We start from the raw sequence: 19,356 nt of genomic DNA on the forward strand, positions 1-19,356 counted from the left end.
GGGCTTCGGGAGCTGCGGGCAGCGCGCACGGCCGACGCCGGGGCGCGAGGCCCCAGGCGTCGACATCACCGCACGGGTGCCACAGTCCAGGTGGTGCCGCCCAGCCGAGCGGACCTCGGTGAAGAAGATCCGTGGCCGACGAGGACCCTGCCGCCGGGCTCGAAATACAACCGAAGGCGAGTGAATTCGAAATCTTTTTCCATTTACGAACACAATAACGATTTCTGTCGCCCATTGAGGGCAACCTCCCGAGCCGCAGCCAATTCGGCGATAGGAGAGTGTCTCACGTGGCACTTCGGGGTGCGGCATAGTATCGCTCCGTGAGGGTTGATCTGTCGCGTCGGCTGGTTCCGGACGAACTGTGGGAGCTGGCAGCTCCGTTGATGCCGAGGTTCACATCCCGTCCGCAGGGCGGGGGTACGGCCCCGGTGGACGAGCGGGCGGTATTCACGGCCGTGGTGTACGTGCTGACGAGCGGGTGCGCGTGGCGGCAGCTGCCGGAGTCGTTCGATGTCTCGCCGGCCACCGCGCACCGTCGGTTCACCGTGTGGACCGAGGCCGGGCTGTGGCGCAGGCTGCACCGGGCGGCACTGAACGAGATCGGTGCCGGGGGCGAGCTGGACTGGACGTCCGCGATCGTCGATGCCGCGTCGGGGCGGGCGAGAAGGGGGGCCCGCTGACCGGGCCGAATCGGAGGAAGCCGGTGAAGGTCCGCGCGGACAAGGCGTAACTACTCCGCGGAGCGCCTCCGCCGGCTCCGCGGCCGGAACCTCATCGCGCGGACCGCCCGCCCCGGTGCCGGGTCCAGCGAGCGGCTCGGTCGGCATCGCTGGAAGATCGAGCGATCGGTCTCCTGGCTGTTCGGCCACCGCCGCCGCACCGTCCGGTAGGAACGAAAAGGCGGCCGCTTCCTTGCCTTCCTCAGCTTCGCCGCAGCCCTGACCTGCTACAGGAGAGCCGCAAAGCTCACCACGTGAGACACTGTCCAAGGCCTATCGAATGTTCATAACATCCCCTAGCGTGTGACGGCACAACGAGGAGGCGTCGGCACGCTGCGGAGTGATCGCGGGTGATGTGCACGACTCGACCGTCGAGTTGTATGTATGCCGCCCACAGGGCTGCCGTGACGAGAAAGCAGGTTCCCTCTCGAAATGACTTGAGCCGTTCGGGCAGGGTGTCGGGTGAGAATTCGACGGTGTGACGACCGCCTCTTCTTCAGGCCGTCTGTTTCATGGCGGGCTTTCAGACCTGGCGACCGGGACAGGTATTGGAATGAGAACGTGGAATACAGATGCAGGTGAGCGGCGATGATCGTGGATTTCCTGATTCGACCACAGAGCGAGAATTGCCGTCGGATTTCCGATATATCCGACCACTGTCTCGTGGGCCTGAGCCCGTTCAACGGCTATTACACACCAAGTCGGGTGGAGGCGTTGGTCCAGTGGGCAGCCGGACATTTCACGAGGGTCGACGTTCTCGTTCCCGGGTTCGAGGCGGCACATACCCTCACCGCTGCGGGCGTCAGACCGCTGGAGGCAGTGGGCCGTGTGCGGCGGGCTGTGAATCAGCTCAGAAATCCCGCGGTGCTGGCCCTGTCGCACGCCGGCGTGTCCGCGCCGGAAAGGCATGTGCACACATGGACTCAGCTGATGAGCCGACCCGCGTACGCGGCGTTGCGTGAGCAGGCCAGGACGGCATACCGAGTCGATCCCGCCCTCAGGGCGGCCTGCCGGGCGGTTGCCCGGGAAGCGGTCCGATCCATTTCGGACACGGAGCCCGGCGAGGAGCAGATCGACGCCTGCGTCAGTTATCCGATCGCGGAGTTGCCGCTGATTGTGGACAGCCCGTCGATCTTTGACGTGGCTTCTTCGGTGTTCGTCTACCACCGGCGGATCGCGCTCGCCGCGGCCGTGCTCGCCGGTCCGGCAACAGGGCTGCGGTCGGCCGCGCAACAGGGGTTCGTCGTGGCCGAGCCCGTACCGCCGGATGGTTCGGTATGAGGCAGCTCAGGCAACTCCCGATGCCGGCGATAACACCGGAAGTACCGTTGAGGTTTCCGTTCGTGTTGGGCCCTTTGGGCACGCCTCCGCCCGTGATCCACTGGGCACGCCGACGGCAGCCGGTATGCCCGGTCGAGCTTCCGGGTGGATCGCGACTGTGGATGATCTCCCGTCGGGACGACATACTGCGGATATTGACCGACCCGGGTCTCGTACGGCTGAGCGATGCCGCTGACGCGCCGTCCCCTCCGGCCGGGATCAGCGGGGGGACATTTTCACGGGTCGGGCGGCCGGCCTCCGACTATTTCGCGCCGCCAGCGATGGAACTCCACCGGGCGGCAATCGGGAAACAGGCGGGTCGCGTCCTGGACGTCATGGAATCCGGGAGCAATCCTGCTGACCTGTTGGAACAATGGGCGGCGCCGCTGGCTGCTGCCGTGTGTCGCGATGTCTTCGGGTTGTCATTCGATCCTCAGGAATTGCGGAACCTTCTGATTCTGGAAGAGCCGGCAGGAAATCCGGGTAGCAGGCATCCGGTCCTGCACTCGCTCACAGAACACCTCCGGGACGGCCCCGTCCGCAGCGATGCGGCCGGTGCGCTGTTCAAGACCTGTGAACAGCGGGAGGCCGACGCTGAATCGCCGCACACCACGGTGACAGGCTTGCTCGTCCGGTGTGCGAGGTCACTCTTCTCGGCTTTGCTGACCGGACCGTTCACGCTCCTGCTCCACCCCAAACCGCTACGGGAGTGCCTGCGCGATCCGCTGCTGTGGCGGGCGGCAGCCGGGGAACTCCGCCGGTACCACTCCGGCACGGTGCTCGGCCCTGTCCATATCGCGCTCAAGGACCTGGAACTGCACGGCACTCTGATCAAGGCCGGAGACGCGGTATGTGCGACGCCCGTTGGCGCGGCCTGGGACGAGGAGCACTACCCCACCCCGGCGAAATTCGACATCCATCGTCCGGTCACCAGGCCCGCGGACCTTCGCATGGGTCCTGGGCCCCTGGCAGACGACGCCCTGAGCCGACTGGTTCTCACCATCGTCTGCCCCGCCCTGTTCGAACGCTTCCCACAACTGCGCTTGGCCGTGGATGAGTACGAGATTCCCTGGAGGAGTGATCTGACGTTCATCCGTCCGGCCTGTCTGCCCGTGGCCTGGTGACGGCCAACTCGGTGAGAGAGGAACACCATGCACTCGACTGCTCGCATCATCAGTGTCCTGTCGGACGAGTTCGCTCGGGACCCGTACGCCTGGTACCCCCAGCTGCGGGAGAGCGACCCAGTCCACTACGAACCCGGCATCGGCGCCTACTTCCTGAGCCGGCATGAAGACGTTCGCCGGGTTCTGACCCAGGACCAGATCTTCACCACCCAGGCCTTACGAGAACGCGCCGAGCCGGTCATGCGCGGTCGCGTCCTGGCACAGATGACCGGAGCCGAACACACCGCGAAGCACCGAACGATGATCCACGGATACACCGGAACGATGCTGGAAGATCAGACCCCGCTCATCCGCCGCAACGTGGAGGAGCTCATCCGCCCCCATTTGCGGCGCGGCCGGTTCGACCTGGTGAAGGACTTCGGCCAGCAGCTGGCTATCTGGGTCGCGCTGGACAGTCTTGGACTGCCCAAAGACGACTGGCGCAATGTGCACTCCTGGTTCCAGGGCGTGGCCGAATTCGTGACGAGCGTCACCCTGACCGAGGAGCGATACCAGCACTGCGTCCAGTGCGCCCGCCGACTGGAGGACTATCTGCGGCCCTTCATCGAGGAACGGCGTGAGAACCCCGGTCAGGACGTGATCTCGCTGATGTGCCACACGGAGTACGAGAGCGGGAGAATGAGCCTGCACGAGGTCACGGCTCTGTGCCACAACGTGCTCCTCGCCGCGACCGAACCGGCGGACAAGACACTGGCCCTGCTGTTCCGGCATCTGATCACCCACCCCGATCAGATGGCCCTGGTCCGCGGCGATCCCAAACTGGTGACCAACGCCATCGCGGAGACCCTCCGCTACACACCGCCCGTGCAACTGATCCCCCGCAAAACAGCGGAGAGCGTCGAGATCTCCGGTGTCGCCATACCCGCCGAGACCATGGTCTGGTGCATGCTCGCCGCCGCCAACCGCGACCCTCGTGTCTTCGAACGGCCTGACACCTTCGACCTCCACCGCACAGACCTCGGCCCCGAACGGTCCTTCACCGCCGCTGCGAACCATTTCGGGTTCGGCGCGGGCATGCACTCGTGCGTCGGGGCAGCATTCGCGCGCAGGGAACTGGAGACAGTAGTGACGATGCTGCTGGCCCTCATGGAGAACATCGGCTTCCCCGAGGACGCCACCTACGAGGAGACCGGCTTCTACTCCCGCGGCCCCGAATCGCTCACCCTGACGTTCGAACCCACCGCGGAAGGACGGCTCCTGGCGGCCTGAACCACCGGAACGGGGAATCCGCATGCGGCCGACTGCGACCTCCTCCGCATCACCATGACGGAGGGCCGGAAAGGGGACATGCCGTGGACAGCACTCGCCACCACACATCTGTTCTGATTGCCGGAGGAGGACCTGCTGGGCTGGTCCTGGCGGAAGAACTGGCCCGCCGACGCGTCGACTTCCGGATCATCGACTCCGGCACAGGCCCCTTTCCGGGGTCCCGAGGCAAGGGTCTCCAGCCGCGCACCCTGGAGATATTCGACGACCTCGGAATCATCGACTCCGTACAAGCGGAGGGAGCACCACTGCCACCGATGGTCGCCTGGGAGGAGGGAAGAATCATCAAGGAGTGGGACGTCATCGCCCGTGGCGAGCCCACCGGGTCCACGCCCTACGCCGAACCTCTGATGCTTCCTCAGTCGCGTACCCAGGAACTGCTGCGCGAGCGACTGCTGCATCTGGGCCACGGCGTCGAGTTCGGATCGCGGCTCGCCGGATTCTCCCAGGACGAGGCCGGGGTGCGGGCCCAGGTCGTCCGGGCCGACGGAGGTACGCAGGAGATCACGGCCGACTACCTCGTCGGGGCGGACGGGGGCGGCAGCACCGTACGGAGAATCCTGGGTGTGAGGTTCGACCGCGAAGAAGTGGATACCCGGCCCCTGCTCGTGGCCGATGCCGATATTCCCGCACTGGACCGAGAGCACTGGCACACCTGGGGCAACGCGGCCGGCATCATGACCGCCATCTGTCCCGTCGCCAGAACAGACTACTTCCAGGTCATCGCACGGTTCGCGGAAGGAACCCCCGACCCCGCACCGGAGCGGGTCCGCGAACTGGTGGCCGCCCGCACAGGATTGCAGGTGCGGAAGGTGCTGTGGTCATCGGTCTTCCGGGCACGAGCGGCACTCGCGGAGCACTTCCGGGTCGGCCGGGTGTTCCTGGCCGGTGACTCCGCTCATGTTCATTCCCCGGCGGGCGGCCAGGGCATCAACGCGAGCATCCAGGACGCCTACAACCTGGGCTGGAAACTGGCGCTCGCGGCAACCGGCCAGGCGGCACCCTCGCTCCTGGACTCCTACGAGGCGGAGCGCCGGCCGGCCGCGGCGGAAGTGCTAGGAGTGAGCACCCGCATCCACCAAGGGTCGTTCCAGGTCCGACAATTGGCCGCGAACCGTGACCGCACCACGCACCACCTGGCACTCGGATACCGGGGCATCCCGCCCAACACGGAGATGCGCCCCGCTCTGGCCGAGGAAGCCCTCCACGCGGGGGACCGCGCACCGGATGCTCCGTGTACCGACCTCAGTGGGGTCCCTGTACGTCTCTTCGACCTCTTCCGTGGACCGCACTTCACCCTTCTTTCGTTCGGAAGCCCGCCGACCCCGCCCGTCGGCGCCTGGGATCCCGCGGTGGTCCGTGTGGTGCGAGTCGGCCACGACATCTCAGATACCGCGGGGTTCGCATCTCGCGCATACGCTCCGCACGGCCTGTTCCTCGTACGGCCGGACGGATACATCTCGATGGCCACCGAGACTCCAGGTGATGTGACCGGCCATCTTCGCTCACTCGGCATGCAAGCCGGATGACCAGCGGGACCCGGATCCCCGGCGGCTCACACTCGCGCCGGGCCCCGCACCACTCACCGGGCCCGGAGGAAAGAGAGAGGCAGACCATGACCGATCCGCACCATCCGCAACCCACCCCCTACGTTCTGGATTCAGCCGCCCGAGCGGATCTCGAATTCGACCGCCTGCGCACGATCGAGCAGGTCTACGACCCCGGAACCGAGGAACTCCTCACCCAGGTCGACCCGGCACCCGGGTGGTCGTGCCTCGAAGTCGGCGCGGGAGCCGGCAGTATCGCCCGTCGCCTGGCATCGACGGCCGGAGAGTCCGGACGAGTGGTGGCGACCGACACCGATCCGCGATTTCTCAGGAACATCGCCCATCCCGGGGTCAACGTGATCGAACACGACATCACCACCGATCCTCTGCCCCCTGGTTCCTGGGATCTGATCCACGCCAGATCCGTACTGGAACATCTGCCGGACCCCGAATCCGTCCTGGCCCGGCTGATTCCCTCGCTGGCACCACACGGGCAGCTCTTCGCTGAAGCGATCGACGTCAGTACCGAGACACTCGCCATCGCCGCCGCTCAGGCCCCGGACAGGAAGACGGCCACAGCCTTCCTGGAGTTCGCAACCGCTGTGCACCGGCTGATGACACTCGCCGGAGCGCACCCCGAGCTCGGCAGCAACCTCCCGGTGATCCTCGCCGCCCACGGTCTGGAGAGCATCACACACCAGCGGCGACACCCCCTCGTCCCCGGCGGAAAGCGCGGCTTCTACGCGCTCACGCTCGCCCGCCTCGCACCGGCGTTCCAGGACCACGGGCTGCTCGACACCACCGATGGCCACCTCTCCTCCCTGTTCGACGACCCGTCCGTGGTTTTCCCCGCACTCCCCATCGGCGCCGCCCATGGACATGCCCCCGCGGTCGGACGGCGACAGTAGAGAACCGATCCGACAGGACGAACAGAGAACACCCATCCGAGCGGAACAACGAGAGAGGCAGATCCGATGAGTGAAGTAACGGTCGTGGGCCGGGTCATCGCCAGGGCGGGCAAGGAGGCAGAACTCGCACAACTGCTTCAGTCGGTCGTCGAACCCACTCGCAACGAGGAGGGAAGCCTGCACTACTCCATCCAGCAGAGCGTCGAAACCCCGGAGGAATTCATCGCCATCGAGCGGTGGCGACACACCGAGGACCTTCAGCGCCACTACCGGAGCGCGCACTCCCAGCATCTCGCCACCGCGGTCGAGACACTCCTGGCGGAACCGATCAAGATCACAACCTACCGGGAGCTGACATGAGATGAGAGTCCTCACAAGGGCAACTGCGGACCGCACGGGGACCGCACGGGGACCGCACGGGGACCGCACGGGGACCGCACGGGGACCGCACGGACATGATCTGAGTCAGATCCCATGTCCAGCGCAGACTCCGAGCCGCCATCTCCGGTACCCGGGACCAGCCCTGGGAGGCACGCCCGGGGGCACCTCGGGCTTCACCCTCGCCACCGCCGCGCTGGAAGCCACCACGGCCGTGACCTGACTGGCCATCAATCCGAACAACCTGCTCCACCACTGAACCGGCCAACCAGGACCACCACCCCTCTCGGGCGAGGACGGCGGAACGCAGCCGTGGCTCCCCGGTTCGCGAAACCGGAGAACCGCTGGACCATTGAATGCTCCACCGCCTCGCCCTGCCCGCACCGTCGAGAGGCACCAGCACGACCAGCCAACCCACAACTTCGCACCAGGCCCCGGCGGAGCCCGTCACACGCGCGCAGAATCGACCCCCTACACCGAGGCGGGACAGGCCTTACATAAGGAAGCCGGCCGGGTCCCGTCTCGGACGCAGTGCCGTGTTCTGCCGATATGGTCCGCGGTGAAAGGGCCGTTGCTACGCTCGTCCGACGTGTTCGCCTGAGCTGGAGGTGCCACAGCTGTGTTTCACCTGGACCACATGGCGCTCGGGGTATCGGATATCGAGAGCAGCGTGCGCGGGCTGGCCGAGCAGACCGGGTTGGGCAGCTATGAGGGTGGTGTGTTCCCCGGCGGTATACGCAACTGGATCTTTCCGCTGGGCGGGGATGTCTACCTGGAGGTGGAGAGCGCTGCCGGGGCGACCGGCGGCCCGGCGTCTTGGTTCCAGCGCGCCACCGGCGACGGGACGGAGCGCTGGATGTTCTGGTGCCTGCGCGCGGACACCCATGAGGAGCTGGAGCAGGTCGCTTCGCGGCTCGGCAGCGAGGTCCAGGTGATCCCGGGGCGCAGGGAGCCGGACGGCACCCAGCGCGTGGTCGTCAGCGCGCCGGCCGGGGAGGTGGCGCTGCGCGCCCGGCAGAGGGGCCTGCCGAACTGGTACTACCGGGATGATCCGGCCAAGAACCCCGCCCGCCGCGAGGTGACCGGCGACCGGACCGCGGCCGGGGTGGCCTGGCTGGAGGTGGCCGGCGACCGGGCACAGTTCCGCGAGCACATCGGGGCGGAGACCTTCGACCGGCTGCCGCTGCGTTTCGTGCCCGGTGAACCGGGGCTGCACGCCGTCGCGGTCCACACCGCCGACGGTGAGGAGATCGTGATCCGACGTGCCCCCGCCGGACAGGACACGTTCTGAGAAGTCGCCTTCTCCCGAGAGTCCGCCTCCAGGCGATCGCCCATGGCGGGATATCGCCGCGGACACCGGATCGCAACAAGCAGCCTTCGTGCGGTCAGTTCTCCAGCGATGACCGTACGTGTGTCCCGGCGTCCTGTCGGCGTCGGCCTGCGTAACCTGACGGCAGCTTGGAAGCGCAGGGTCTGTGAGCCGAGGACACGACGCGGGAGCGGAGCGCACGCATGTGGCACAACTTGGTGGACACGGACATGTCGTACCTTGAGAAGGCAGTGCGCACGGTCCTGGTGTACGTGCTGGTGTTGGTGCTTCTGCGCCTGGCGGGAAAAAGGGATCTGGCCCAGCTCAACACGTTCGACCTCGTCGTGTCACTGCTGCTCGTGACCATCCTGCAGAACGCGGTGATCGGCCCGGACGAATCAGTGGCGGGGGGCGCCTTCGGGGCGCTCATCCTGATCCTCGCGAACGGCCTCATGGTGCGGGGCACGATGATGTCGGATCGTTTCAGCCGCCTCGTCGAGGGCGTCCCGGTCACCCTGGTACGCGACGGGACATGGCTCCCGAAGGCGATCAGCCGCAACAGGTTGCGCCGCTCGGACCTGGAAGTGGCGGTTCGCAGTCAGGGCGGTGACGGGGGTGCCGAGGCGAGCGAGGTGACATTGCAGCCCAGCGGAACGCTCCTGGTCACCCTGCGCAAGAGCGACCAGGCCGCCGACAAGAACGACGTGGCGGCCTTGAGCGCCGAACTCACAGCCCTGCGCGCCGAACTCGCCACGTTGCGCCGGGAACTGGCCGCACGTCCCTGACACCGAGGTCACTGACACCGGGGACGAATTCCAGCGGTCGTCGCAACACGTTGATGAGACTGCGAGCAGAGCGGACGGGTGCCCGGCCGGGGAAACCGCACCGAGCGCCCTGCGTGCGGGCATGGGTGGCGCCTTGGGCGGCCGAACGTGACCCCAGGGGCGACCGATCGGGGCAGTGCCGTGAATTCGGGGGCTCTGGTGGCGGTGGCGAGAGCCGACGCCGGATTGATCGGACCCGTTGGGCTGCGCGCGAGGCCAGCCGTCCGCTGCGGCAGGTGATGCGCCAGTTGGCCACCCCGGCTCTCGGTTCTTGCGCGGAGGCAGCAGTGCGGAAGGCTGATCACCGGATCTTCCGTGAAGCCATCGGAGCCCCTCCCGGGAACCGGGCCAGGGCGATACCGTGGCGATCACATCATTGCCGCACCACGTACAACCGCGTGCAGCCCCCCCCTCTCCCACAGTCAGCCGCGAGGTTGAACCTCCGGCCGGTGCACCGACCACCAGGCCGTACGGGACCAATCCCGCATCGCCATCGAAATCGACACCGTCCCGGTTCACCGTGAGAAGCCGAAATCAGCAAACGGAAGGCATGGGGCCGCACGGATCGCCGCCGCTGCCGTACTCCTCCCCCGGCATGAAGTACCACCGCCGCGCGCCCGTGCCGTTGCGCGGACGCAGGTAGGGGCGGGCGGCGGGGATGTCGAGGCAGCGTCCGGACGCCTTGTGCCGGTCTTCCGAATCTGGACGCTGCACAGAGTGCCCTGGTGGGGTGTGCTCAGGCGTCGTTGCGCTTCGGCGAGGGCGCGGATGGGCAGTGCCGTCGTCCAGGAGAGGCGATGGCCTGGGTCGGTGTCTCAGGCTGCGCTTCCACGGCCGCGATCAGCGCTTGTGCCGACACGGGGGCGGCGTGCGCGGGCAGCGACATGAGGGCGCTCGCGTCGCCGGGGATGAGCCAGCCGAGCGTGTGGAAGGTCCCGTGGCAGGTCGCGGTGTCGACTCGGCCAGGCAGGTAAAGGCTGATGGTCAGCCGAGACGGCGCGGCGGTCCGCAGATCGATGGAGTCACTGAGGATCGGCGCGCCCGCCGGCACGGTGCCGGTTGACCGGCCGCCGAAGGTCACCGCGTGATCGCTTCCGTGCCGCACCCCGTCGTCGGTGTCAGCGATGGCGACACGGGCGGCGCCGATGGTCAGCGGTTCCGTACTCGTTGCTCATACGGATACGGATGCGGTTGGTCTCACTCTCATGGGCTCCCGAGAAGGAGCTCGAACGCGTTCTCGCCGAGGCGCGGTTGACACCCCTGCCCGAGCGCGGCACCTCCGATGCCGAGCAGCCGCGCAAGCGTCTGGGCACCATCCGGGAACAGGGCTACGTGGTCACCCGCGGAGAGGTCGACGCGTTCGTCGTGGGGTCGCGGCGCCGATCCGCGGCGCGGACGGCTCCGTGATCGCGGGTGCGACTGTCGTCGGTCTGGAGCAGCACCGGGGTGACGAGCGCCTTCCTCACGTGGCGGAACGGGTTGGCGCGACCGCGCAGAGCGTGCCTCATCGGCTGCGCGAGCTCGGCCCCTGAGCCTGGCTGCTTCGTCGTCAATGCCGGCCGGCCGGCGAGGTGCCGTGATCACCGATCAGGCGCAGCGCCTCCGCACGGTCCCGCCGCTCCAGGGCCGCGATCAGGTCCGCGTGCAGTTGGTACCGCTGGCCGATGTACTCGTCGAGCGGCTGATCGCCGGCGGGCAGAACGGTGAGCGTGTGGGACTCGATCAGGTCGAGCAGGCTCCGGTAGATCTCGCGCAACAGGTGGTTCGGGCTGACGCCGGCGATCTTGCGGTGCAGTTCCCAGTTGGCGTGGACGAAGGCGACGGGATCACCGTCGCCCGCCGCCCGCTCCATCGTTGACAGCGGACCGTGCAGGGCCGCCAGTTCGGCCGGCGAGGCATGCCAGAGCGCGTCCTCGATGAGCAGCGGATCCAGTGCGTCGCGGATCCGGATGGCCTCGCTGACGCTGTCCGGGTTCGCGTCCAGTGCCAGGACGGAATTGCCGAGGCGGGCCATGGGTGACTGTTCGGCGACGAAGATCCCGCCACCCGGCCCTGGGCGGACGGTGACAATGCCGCGGGACTGCAGCAGGCGCAGCGTCTCGTTGAAGGTGCCGACGGACACCCCGCACAAAGTGCGCAGTTCCTCCTTGGTGCCCAGCCGCTCGCCGGCTTGGGCCTCTCCGACCAGCTCCGTGACCTGCTCCGCCGCGGTGGCCGCCCTGGTGGCACCGGGGCCCCGTGCTCCAGTCACGGTCATCCTCCCTTCGCGCTACAAAACATCATGAAGATTATCAGCGATCCCCTCTTGACCCCCCACTGAGCTGCGACGCACTATCAACCTATTCATCATAATCAATAGCCCTGATCACGGAGTGGCACATGCACATCGCCAACTTGTCCGGCCGCCTCGCCCTCATCGATGCGGACGGCCTCGCAATCGACGTCGAACGTGCGAGCTCAGGTCGCTTCGCGGCGGACCCGCAGGCCGTCTACGACGCATGGGACGACTTCCGCGACTGGGCGGCCCACGCCGAACTCCCCGAGGGGGTCCTTTTCGAGCCGGCAGAGCTCGGCTCCCCCACGCCACAGCCGCGCCAGCTGTTCGCCATCGGTCTGAACTATCGCGACCACGCCGCCGAATCGGGATTCGCGGCACCTGAGGGCTTTCCCCCTGTGTTCACGAAGTTCGCCACCAGCATCACGGGCCCGGTCACCCGCGTCGCGCTGCCCGAGGGCGGTCACACCGACTGGGAGATCGAACTCGTCGCCGTCATCGGCCGTCGCGCATCACACGTCGCAGCCGTCGATGCCTGGAGTCACGTCGCAGGCCTCGCCGTCGGGCAGGACATCTCCGAACGCGTCGGTCAACTCACCGGACCCGTGCCCCAGTTCAGCCTCGGCAAGTCACACCCCGGCTTCACGCCGATCGGACCGTGGCTGGTCACTCCGGACGAGTTCGACAACCCGGACGACCTCGAACTGCGCTGCACCCTCAACGGCGAAGAGGTCCAGAAGGGCCGCACCCGCGACCTGATCTTCTCCGTGCCCGCACTGATCGAGGCACTGTCGTCCGTCACTCCCCTGCTGCCCGGCGACGTGATCTTCACCGGCACGCCCGCCGGTGTCGGCCTCGGCCGCGAGCCGCAGCGGTGGATCTGCTCCGGCGACGAACTCGTCAGCACGATCGAAGGCATCGGCGAACTGCGCCAGACGTTCCACGACCACTGACACAGCCACCGTACGACCGCCGCGCCCGTCCCTCAAAGAGAGCCGCATTTCGAGGAGTCTCCATGTCTCTCCATCGCCTCAGCTCGGTCACCATCGGTGTGCCGAATGTCGCCGAAACCCGCGCGTACTACGGGGAATTCGGCCTCACCCAGGAGCGCGACGGCTGGTTCGCCACGCAGGACGGCGGGAGCCAGCTCCGGATCGTCGCCGCACCCACCCGACGCCTCGTCGAACTCGTCATCGGTGTCGACCACGCCGACGACCTGGCAGCCGTCCGGTCCCGGATCGAGCGTCTCGGCGCACCTGCGGAGCTGACACCCGACGCGTTCGCCACGGTCGAGCCCGTCACTGGTACACGCGTCGTCCTGCGCATCGAGGAGCGCCTCGCCCAGCCGGCCGTACCGCCCACGCCGTACAACGGTCCAGGACGCGTCGAGCGCGCGGGTACCCGCGCCCCCGGTATCCTGCGAGCGCATCGCGTACGCCCCCGAAAGCTCGGCCACACCGTCCTGGCCACCACCGACTTCGAGACGACGACCGCGTTCTTCCGTGACACGATCGGGTTCAAGACCAGCGACCACATCAAGGACGCCGGCGTGTTTCTGCGGTGCTCCACGGACCACCACAATCTCCTCGTCCTCGCCGCCCCGGTCGTCTTCCTGCACCACACCTCCTGGCAGGTCGACGACATCGACGAGGTCGGCCGCGGTGCCACCGCGATGTTGGAGGACCACCCCGAGCGGCACGTGTGGGGCCTTGGCCGGCACCACGCCGGATCCAACTTCTTCTGGTACCTCAAGGACCCGGCCGGCAACTTCAGTGAGTACTACTCCGACCTCGACTGCATCCCGGAGGAGCAGTTGTGGACCCCGGAGACCCTCGAAGGCGCCGAGGGCCTCTTCAACTGGGGCCCGCCGCCCCCGCCTTCCTTCCTGCACCCCGAAGACCTCGCGGCCCTGATGACCGGCTCGCACAGCAAGGCCGGGTGACCCGATGACCGACGTTCCCCGCGTCTTCCAGACCGCCGGCACTGCCCGGCAGGTGGCGGACGTCCCCGTTCCCGCCCCCGACCGCTACGAGTGGCGCAACCACGACGGCGAGGCACTGGTCCGCATCGACTGGTCCGGGACCGGTCAGAGCGGCTGACCCACCACCAACTTCTTCAACCGGCCGGAGCTGGAAAGCGTCCTGACCGACGCGGCCACCGTCCTGGACAAGGTCACACTCCACCGCGGCCAGGAGGTCGCCGGGCTGCGCCGGCGGCCCGACCACGTAGAACTCACCACGACCGACGACCAGGGCCGCGGATACGAACACCGGGCGAGGTACGTCATCGGCACCGACGGTGCCAACAGCTTCGTCCGCACATGGATGGACGCCGCGGTCACCGACCTAAGGGCTGTCCCACCACCATCGTCTCCGGCGGACCCGGCCGCCGTCGCTGGGAGTTCATGCGCCTCCCGCATGAGAACGTCGATCAGCTCAACACCCTCGACACCGCCTGGAACCTCCTCGAACCGTGGGGCCGCACCCCGGCCAACACCACCATCGAGCGACACACCGTCTACACCTTCCGGGCTCGCTGGCTGGACTCCTGGCGCCACGGCCGCGTTCTGCTCGCCGGGGACGCGGCCCACCAGATGCCTCCTTTCGCGGCGCAGGGCATGTGCTCAGGTCTGCTCGACGCGCTCAACCTGAGCGGGAAGCTCGACCTCGTCCTGTGCGGCATCTGCGACGACGCACCGCTCGACTCGTACACCACCGAACGCAGCGGTCACGTCCTGCACCCCATCGGCATGTCGACGGCACTCGGCCAGGTCATCTGCATCCTCGACGAACAACGGGCCGCGCAGCGCGACGCGCACGGATGCTCGCGGGCGACGCGCCGCCCCAGTCAGGGTCCTTCCCCCACGCCACCGCCCGTGCTCGGCGACGGCATCCTCCGAAACGGCCCGGACGGCCTGACCGCGCCCGGTCATGAAACCCTGTGAGCCGCCAGTTCCCCTCCACCGAAGCGTGCCGCTGCCGGACGCCTCGAGGATCTCGACGTCATTCCTGCCGCACCCCCGCCAGCCGCCCCTGTGCGGCGGCCTGGATCCGGGAGGGCCCGAGCCCCCACTGGAGGGTGCGTCCGACGGCCGTCGCCAGGGGCCGGTCCAGGCCGTTGCGGACGGGGGCCGGGCGGTGGATGCCGAGTTCGGTGCGGGCCCAGTCGGGGAGGATTCCGACCGAGGCGTTCGTGAGCAGGCCGACGACCAGCCGCTCCCGTCGCGTGCGTCCGAAGCGGCGGAGGAACAGCACCGAGTCCAACGCGGCCGGAGTGGCGTGGAGTTGGGGGCGGAGGCCGACCAGGTAGCGCTCGGCTTCGAGGGATGTGCGCGGTACGTTTCGCGCGCCCAACGCCTCGGCCATGGGGGCGGCTTGGCGGTAGTAGGCGTCGCACTCGGCGGGGGTCAGCCGGAGCGGCCGGGGTGCGTAGGTCTGATGGCCGGCGAGGAAGCTGCGTACCTCGGCGGTGTGCACCCAGGTGAGCAGATCGGGGTCGTCCGCGCGGTACGGCCGGCCGTCGGGAGCGGTGCCGTGCACCCGGGTGTGGATCCGCCGGACGAGGTCGATCACCTCGCGGGCGGCGGCCGAGGAGCCGAAGGTGGTCGTAGTGATGAACCGTACGGTTCCGTTCAGCCGCCCGACCGGATCGCCTCGGAAGTCGGAGTGCTGGTCGACCCCCGCCATGGCCAGCGGATGCAGCGACTGGAGCATGAGCGCGGCGAACCCACCGGTGAGCATCCCGGTGGCGTGCCCGTGCACCCGCCACACCGGGTCCCCCGGCGCGATCCCGAACAGCCCGGGATCACCGGGCGGCCCCGCGTACCGTTCCAGCTTGAGATCCCCGCCATGCATGGTCGCCGTGAGTTCCGCCGCGATCCGTTCCCGCAGTCCCACCAGCGCCTCCAGCGTCCGTGTCCCTCAGCCGAGGGTACCGACCCGCCCGGCGAGCACGGCCACGAGGATGAGCAGTCCGCACAGGGGGTTGGTGCCGAACGCCCGCCCGCAGGCTCCGACGTCCGCAGGGTCGGCCCGCCATACCTGCCATCCCAACTGCCCCGCGACCACGCACAGTCCGGGCCAGTACAGCGGCCCGAGCCCGGCCACGACCCCGAACCAGGCGAGCAGCACCACACACCCCGCGTACACGCCGCCCACCAGCACCCGGCTACGGCGCCCCAGCAGCACGGCGGCCGACCGCACCCCGGCCCGCACATCGGCCTCCCGGTCCTGGCAGGCGTAGATCACGTCCGTCCCCACGGCCCAGCAGATCAGCGCCCCGTACAGCACCGCGCCCCCGAGCCCGAACCCTCCGGTGAGCAGGCCGTACACCAGCGGTACCGTCCAGTTGATGGTGATACCCAGCCACACATGCGGCCAGTGGGTGACCCGCTTCATATACGGATACACCGCTGCGAGGGGCGCCCCGGCCGCCGCCCACACCACGGCCTCCACACTCCAGAACCCCATCACCAGCGGAGCGACGGCCCCCACCACGACACACAGCACCAGTGCCCGCCCGGCCGCCAGCCGCCCGGAGGCGACGGGCCGCCCCGCCGTACGCGGCACCTGCGCGTCGAACCGCGCGTCCAGCACATCGTTGAGCCCGCAGGCGGCTCCCCTCGACAGCACCCCGTACACCAGGAGCAGCAGCCCGAGCAGGCCCCCTTCCCGGGGCCCGGCGATCGCTCCCAGGGCGATCCACCCGGGCACCACCAGCAGCCAGGCCCCCACCGGCCGGTCCAGCCGCAGCAACTCCAGATACGGCCGCACCCCGGCGGGGGCACGCCCCGCCAACCGGGCGACACGGCCTTGGGCCGGGGCCGGGGCTTGGGCCGGGGCTTGGGCCGGGGCTTGAGCCGGGGCTTGAGCCGGGGCTTGAGCCGGGGCTTGAGCCGGGGCTTGGGCCGGGGCTTGTGAGGCGACGGTCATACCGATTCAAGCCCCTTCCCGAGGGATTGCACGTCGATCGGTCCAACCTAACCCCGGCTGGGGCGAGTTAGCCTTCCTTGCAGGAAGATCCCTTGGAACGACGGTCTCATGGGCCAGGAAATGGTCTATAAGCGCAGGCCGGACGGTGGCCTCGATCAGTTCCGCGATCGTCACGACCGTGCGAGGCTCCGCCGTGCAGGGACACGGCCGACGGCCTCCCCAGCTCGGCGGCGGTGAGGTGCCGGCCGTTCGGGCCGGTGTGAGCACCCCTTCGAGCGCCCGGACGTGCGAGCCATCAATCGCGGCATCGTCCATCTCCAGCAGGCCGCCCTTTCGGAGTTCCGCCGACAGGACCTCGTGCAGCCGGGGTCACACCCCTGCTTCGGCCCGGTCCCGCAGACGCCACCAGGCCGTCACCCCGCCGCGGCCGACCCGCTCCGCGGGGATGTCCCTCCAGCTCACGCCCTTGCGCAGCACATGGACAATCACCCGAAGCGCGGCACAGTCAACCAGGTCCCGGCGCCCCGGCAAGTCCCCAGAGGCACGGCCGCGAGGGCGCTGTCACCAGGTGACCATCAAAGATTCCGGACCGCGAATCAACCGACCCTTCTTGAATGGAATCCCGGCAAGCGAACCCGCAGGACGCAGGTCGGGCAGCCTGGTGAAGAGTGTGCCAATCGCAATACGCAACTGGGCACGTGCGAGTTCCGCACCGAGGCAGTAGTGCGGACCGTATCCGAACGCGAGATGCGAATTGCTACGCCGACCGAGTACAAGTTCGTCCGGAGAGTCGAATATCGAAGGATCCCGATTGGGCGCGGCAAGCTGAATCACCACGGCATCGCCTGCCGCGATGAGGACGTCGCCGAGGCGCACGTCTTCCGTCGCGAGGCGGGCGAAGGACGCGGCGCTCAACAGCGGCGTGAACCGGAGCAGTTCCTCGACGAGATCGGGAATCAGCGTAGGGTCGGCCAGCACCTGCTCACGCAAGTGCTGATGGGAGAACAGCAGACAGATGAAGTTCGAGATCTCGCACGCGGTGTTCTCGTACCCGGCGACGAGCAGCAGCGAACCGAAGATCACGACTTCCTCTTCGGTGAGCCCACCTCGCTCGTCCCGGAGCAGGGCGCCCAGCAGTCCCGGGTTGCGACGCCGGGTGATGTCCAGCAGGTAGCGTTTGAGCTCCTCGCGGGCCGACCTGACCTCGTCATGGCCGGACTCACCCATGAGCAGACTGCGGTCCGACCAGGACTGAAACTTCTTCCTGTCGTCTGCGGGTACACCCAGGATCTCGCAGATCGTGGAGATGGGCAGCGCCAGCGCGAAGTGCTGCACGAGGTCAACCGGCGGATCGAGGGCGGTCATCCGGTCAACGAGTTCATCGGCGGTCGACTGGATCCGGTCGACCAGTCCGGCGACACGGTGGGAACTGAACTCGTGTGAGATCAGCCGCCGCAGCCTGGTGTGCTCCGGTGGGTCCAGTTTGCGCAGGTCGACATCGGTCTTCAGCGCCGGCGCAGTTCGTGGCATGTCGCGACCGACCGTCGCGGCCCGGCTGAATCGCGGATCGGACAGGACCGTCCGAACGTGGTCATGCCTGGTGGCAAGCCAGGCTTCGCCGCCGTGCGGCATGGCGATCCTGGAGATCACACCAGCCGCTCGCAGCCGCGCGTACTCCGGCGCAAGTTCCAGTTTGACCGGCTCACCGAAGGGATAGGGGCACGCCATGCGGATCACTCCGTTCGCCGACGCAGGTCAGTTCATGTATCTCGGTGAGGCGAGCGCCCAGGACAGATGGCCGCCGGTCGCCGCGCAGATACTGTCCGCGACGGCGATCGTCCGGCCCCACTCCTCGCGAAGTCTGTTCATCGACCGGGCCCGCAGTCGAATCCGCTCCGCCACTTCTTTCATCGCCGACGGCATATCGCATCGCAGTTCGTTGGCCAGCACCGTAACCAGGTTGTGCGGATCGTTCACCTGCGTCTCCCTGGCAAAGGACAACATGTCGTTGCACCATGCGGTGATGTCGTTCGACGCGGCGCAGAGAGATTCCCAGGAAATCGAGTCGGCCAGTACGCGCGGAAGTTCCTGCCGCAGCACTACCTCGTGCAGGTCCTGCATGAACGTGCCGTTGGTCCGCCGACGCAGCGGCAGATACTCCTCGACCGCGGGAATGTGACCACTTCGACGATTGACCGCTTCGGTTCTCAACCCGTCGCGGTGTTGCATGAAGTGGCGGATGAAGCGGCTGCGCCACGATTCGCTCATCAGGTCGCCGGTTTGCCGCCACAGGCCGAGAAAGGCCGACTCGAACGCGGACGGACTCATTGGTTCGACATCACGAAGAATGCTCAGCAGACGAGCATAGGCCAGGGTAACCGCCTGCTCGTCCACGCAGAACTGCTCGTCGTGCAGGTCGTCGAGGTAGAACAGCACAACGCCCCATTTCGCGGCCAGCAACACCCGGGACCGCTCGACGTGCGGGAAGATGTCAGAGGCCATCCGTGAGAATCCCGCACTCAGGAAGCGGGAATCCTCCTCGGTCGAGGATGCGAGGCTGTTGTCGAGAACCCAGGAGCGAAGGTCCTCGTTGATTTCCGACTGTCGGGGATGGTGCCGCTCGCCTCCGGGCAATGCGCCGCGCAGATCGGCGAGCAGCGTCCTGGACAGTTCATCGAGTTCCACTCGCGATCCC

Annotated in this window: 19 protein-coding genes and 3 pseudogenes; 15 read left to right on the plus strand and 7 right to left on the minus strand. The window is 67.8% G+C overall.

Translation table 11 applies throughout. The annotated features are described in order from the left end of the window. Positions 1 to 320 precede the first annotated feature (320 nt). From OG413_RS29795 to OG413_RS29835, 9 genes and pseudogenes are all read left to right on the plus strand, one after another. Positions 321 to 977 (plus strand): annotated as a pseudogene (locus OG413_RS29795) (transposase). 330 nt (positions 978 to 1,307) lie between these two features. Continuing rightward, positions 1,308 to 2,000: a tRNA-dependent cyclodipeptide synthase gene (locus tag OG413_RS29800; protein WP_266811027.1), complete on the plus strand. Its 693-nt coding sequence runs from the start codon at positions 1,308 to 1,310 to the stop codon at positions 1,998 to 2,000. A gap of 161 nt (positions 2,001 to 2,161) precedes the next feature. Then, on the plus strand, positions 2,162 to 3,163 hold the full coding sequence (locus tag OG413_RS29805; RefSeq protein ID WP_266811029.1) for a cytochrome P450: 1,002 nt from the start codon (positions 2,162 to 2,164) through the stop codon (positions 3,161 to 3,163). Positions 3,164 to 3,190: 27 nt separating this feature from the next. Continuing rightward, positions 3,191 to 4,432 carry a cytochrome P450, cyclodipeptide synthase-associated gene (locus tag OG413_RS29810; RefSeq protein ID WP_266811031.1) on the plus strand — a complete coding sequence of 414 codons (1,242 nt, stop codon included), beginning with the start codon at positions 3,191 to 3,193 and terminating at the stop codon, positions 4,430 to 4,432. 83 nt (positions 4,433 to 4,515) lie between these two features. After that, positions 4,516 to 6,018 carry an FAD-dependent monooxygenase gene (locus OG413_RS29815; RefSeq protein WP_266811032.1) on the plus strand — a complete coding sequence of 501 codons (1,503 nt, stop codon included), beginning with the start codon at positions 4,516 to 4,518 and terminating at the stop codon, positions 6,016 to 6,018. Between the two features lie 86 nt (positions 6,019 to 6,104). Further along, complete coding sequence (locus OG413_RS29820; RefSeq protein WP_266811033.1) at positions 6,105 to 6,944, plus strand: bifunctional 2-polyprenyl-6-hydroxyphenol methylase/3-demethylubiquinol 3-O-methyltransferase UbiG; 840 nt, start codon at positions 6,105 to 6,107, stop codon at positions 6,942 to 6,944. A gap of 66 nt (positions 6,945 to 7,010) precedes the next feature. Then, on the plus strand, positions 7,011 to 7,304 hold the full coding sequence (locus tag OG413_RS29825; protein ID WP_266811034.1) for a putative quinol monooxygenase: 294 nt from the start codon (positions 7,011 to 7,013) through the stop codon (positions 7,302 to 7,304). Between the two features lie 637 nt (positions 7,305 to 7,941). After that, positions 7,942 to 8,613: a VOC family protein gene (locus tag OG413_RS29830; protein ID WP_266811036.1), complete on the plus strand. Its 672-nt coding sequence runs from the start codon at positions 7,942 to 7,944 to the stop codon at positions 8,611 to 8,613. Between the two features lie 221 nt (positions 8,614 to 8,834). Beyond that, positions 8,835 to 9,416, plus strand: a complete 582-nt coding sequence (locus tag OG413_RS29835) for a DUF421 domain-containing protein (protein ID WP_266811038.1) — start codon at positions 8,835 to 8,837, stop codon at positions 9,414 to 9,416. A gap of 775 nt (positions 9,417 to 10,191) precedes the next feature. On the opposite strand, the gene OG413_RS29840 is transcribed toward OG413_RS29835, so the two are convergent. Beyond that, positions 10,192 to 10,560, minus strand: a complete 369-nt coding sequence (locus OG413_RS29840) for a hypothetical protein (protein ID WP_266811040.1) — start codon at positions 10,558 to 10,560, stop codon at positions 10,192 to 10,194. Positions 10,561 to 10,646: 86 nt separating this feature from the next. Between OG413_RS29840 and OG413_RS29845 the strand changes: the two genes are divergently transcribed. Then, the gene (locus OG413_RS29845) at positions 10,647 to 10,862 is read left to right on the plus strand and encodes an IclR family transcriptional regulator C-terminal domain-containing protein (RefSeq protein ID WP_266811042.1); all 216 of its coding nucleotides are present in this window, start codon (positions 10,647 to 10,649) and stop codon (positions 10,860 to 10,862) included. A 142-nt stretch (positions 10,863 to 11,004) separates the two neighbouring features. Here OG413_RS29845 and OG413_RS29850 read toward each other — a convergent pair whose 3' ends face one another. After that, positions 11,005 to 11,706 (minus strand): FadR/GntR family transcriptional regulator, encoded by a 702-nt coding sequence (locus OG413_RS29850; RefSeq protein WP_266811044.1) that lies wholly within the window; start codon positions 11,704 to 11,706, stop codon positions 11,005 to 11,007. 128 nt (positions 11,707 to 11,834) lie between these two features. Here OG413_RS29850 and OG413_RS29855 point away from each other — a divergent pair, with 128 nt between their 5' ends. The 5 genes and pseudogenes from OG413_RS29855 to OG413_RS29875 all read left to right on the plus strand — a co-directional run bounded on the left by OG413_RS29855 (position 11,835) and on the right by OG413_RS29875 (position 14,674). Next, entirely contained in the window at positions 11,835 to 12,683 is an 849-nt protein-coding gene (locus OG413_RS29855) for a fumarylacetoacetate hydrolase family protein (protein WP_266811047.1), read from the plus strand. 62 nt (positions 12,684 to 12,745) lie between these two features. After that, positions 12,746 to 13,672 (plus strand): VOC family protein, encoded by a 927-nt coding sequence (locus tag OG413_RS29860; protein WP_266811048.1) that lies wholly within the window; start codon positions 12,746 to 12,748, stop codon positions 13,670 to 13,672. 4 nt (positions 13,673 to 13,676) lie between these two features. Further along, positions 13,677 to 13,829 carry a hypothetical protein gene (locus OG413_RS29865; protein ID WP_266811049.1) on the plus strand — a complete coding sequence of 51 codons (153 nt, stop codon included), beginning with the start codon at positions 13,677 to 13,679 and terminating at the stop codon, positions 13,827 to 13,829. Between the two features lie 63 nt (positions 13,830 to 13,892). Continuing rightward, positions 13,893 to 14,000: pseudogene (locus OG413_RS29870) on the plus strand (hypothetical protein); the annotation flags it as partial. Positions 14,001 to 14,134: 134 nt separating this feature from the next. Next, positions 14,135 to 14,674, plus strand: a complete 540-nt coding sequence (locus tag OG413_RS29875) for an FAD-dependent monooxygenase (RefSeq protein WP_266811051.1) — start codon at positions 14,135 to 14,137, stop codon at positions 14,672 to 14,674. A gap of 58 nt (positions 14,675 to 14,732) precedes the next feature. On the opposite strand, the gene OG413_RS29880 is transcribed toward OG413_RS29875, so the two are convergent. From OG413_RS29880 to OG413_RS29900, 5 genes and pseudogenes are all read right to left on the minus strand, one after another. Beyond that, on the minus strand, positions 14,733 to 15,626 hold the full coding sequence (locus OG413_RS29880) for an oxygenase MpaB family protein (RefSeq protein WP_266811053.1): 894 nt from the start codon (positions 15,624 to 15,626) through the stop codon (positions 14,733 to 14,735). A 24-nt stretch (positions 15,627 to 15,650) separates the two neighbouring features. Further along, positions 15,651 to 16,526 (minus strand): 4-hydroxybenzoate octaprenyltransferase, encoded by an 876-nt coding sequence (locus tag OG413_RS29885; protein ID WP_266811055.1) that lies wholly within the window; start codon positions 16,524 to 16,526, stop codon positions 15,651 to 15,653. 385 nt (positions 16,527 to 16,911) lie between these two features. After that, a pseudogene (locus tag OG413_RS29890) lies at positions 16,912 to 17,189 on the minus strand (IS5/IS1182 family transposase); the annotation flags it as partial. A gap of 33 nt (positions 17,190 to 17,222) precedes the next feature. Then, positions 17,223 to 18,389 (minus strand): cytochrome P450, encoded by a 1,167-nt coding sequence (locus OG413_RS29895; protein WP_266811056.1) that lies wholly within the window; start codon positions 18,387 to 18,389, stop codon positions 17,223 to 17,225. Between the two features lie 27 nt (positions 18,390 to 18,416). After that, positions 18,417 to 19,346: a terpene synthase family protein gene (locus OG413_RS29900; RefSeq protein ID WP_266811058.1), complete on the minus strand. Its 930-nt coding sequence runs from the start codon at positions 19,344 to 19,346 to the stop codon at positions 18,417 to 18,419. Positions 19,347 to 19,356: the final 10 nt, after the last annotated feature.

The organism is Streptomyces sp. NBC_01433 (assembly GCF_026340105.1).
Taxonomy (GTDB): Bacteria; Actinomycetota; Actinomycetes; order Streptomycetales; family Streptomycetaceae; genus Streptomyces.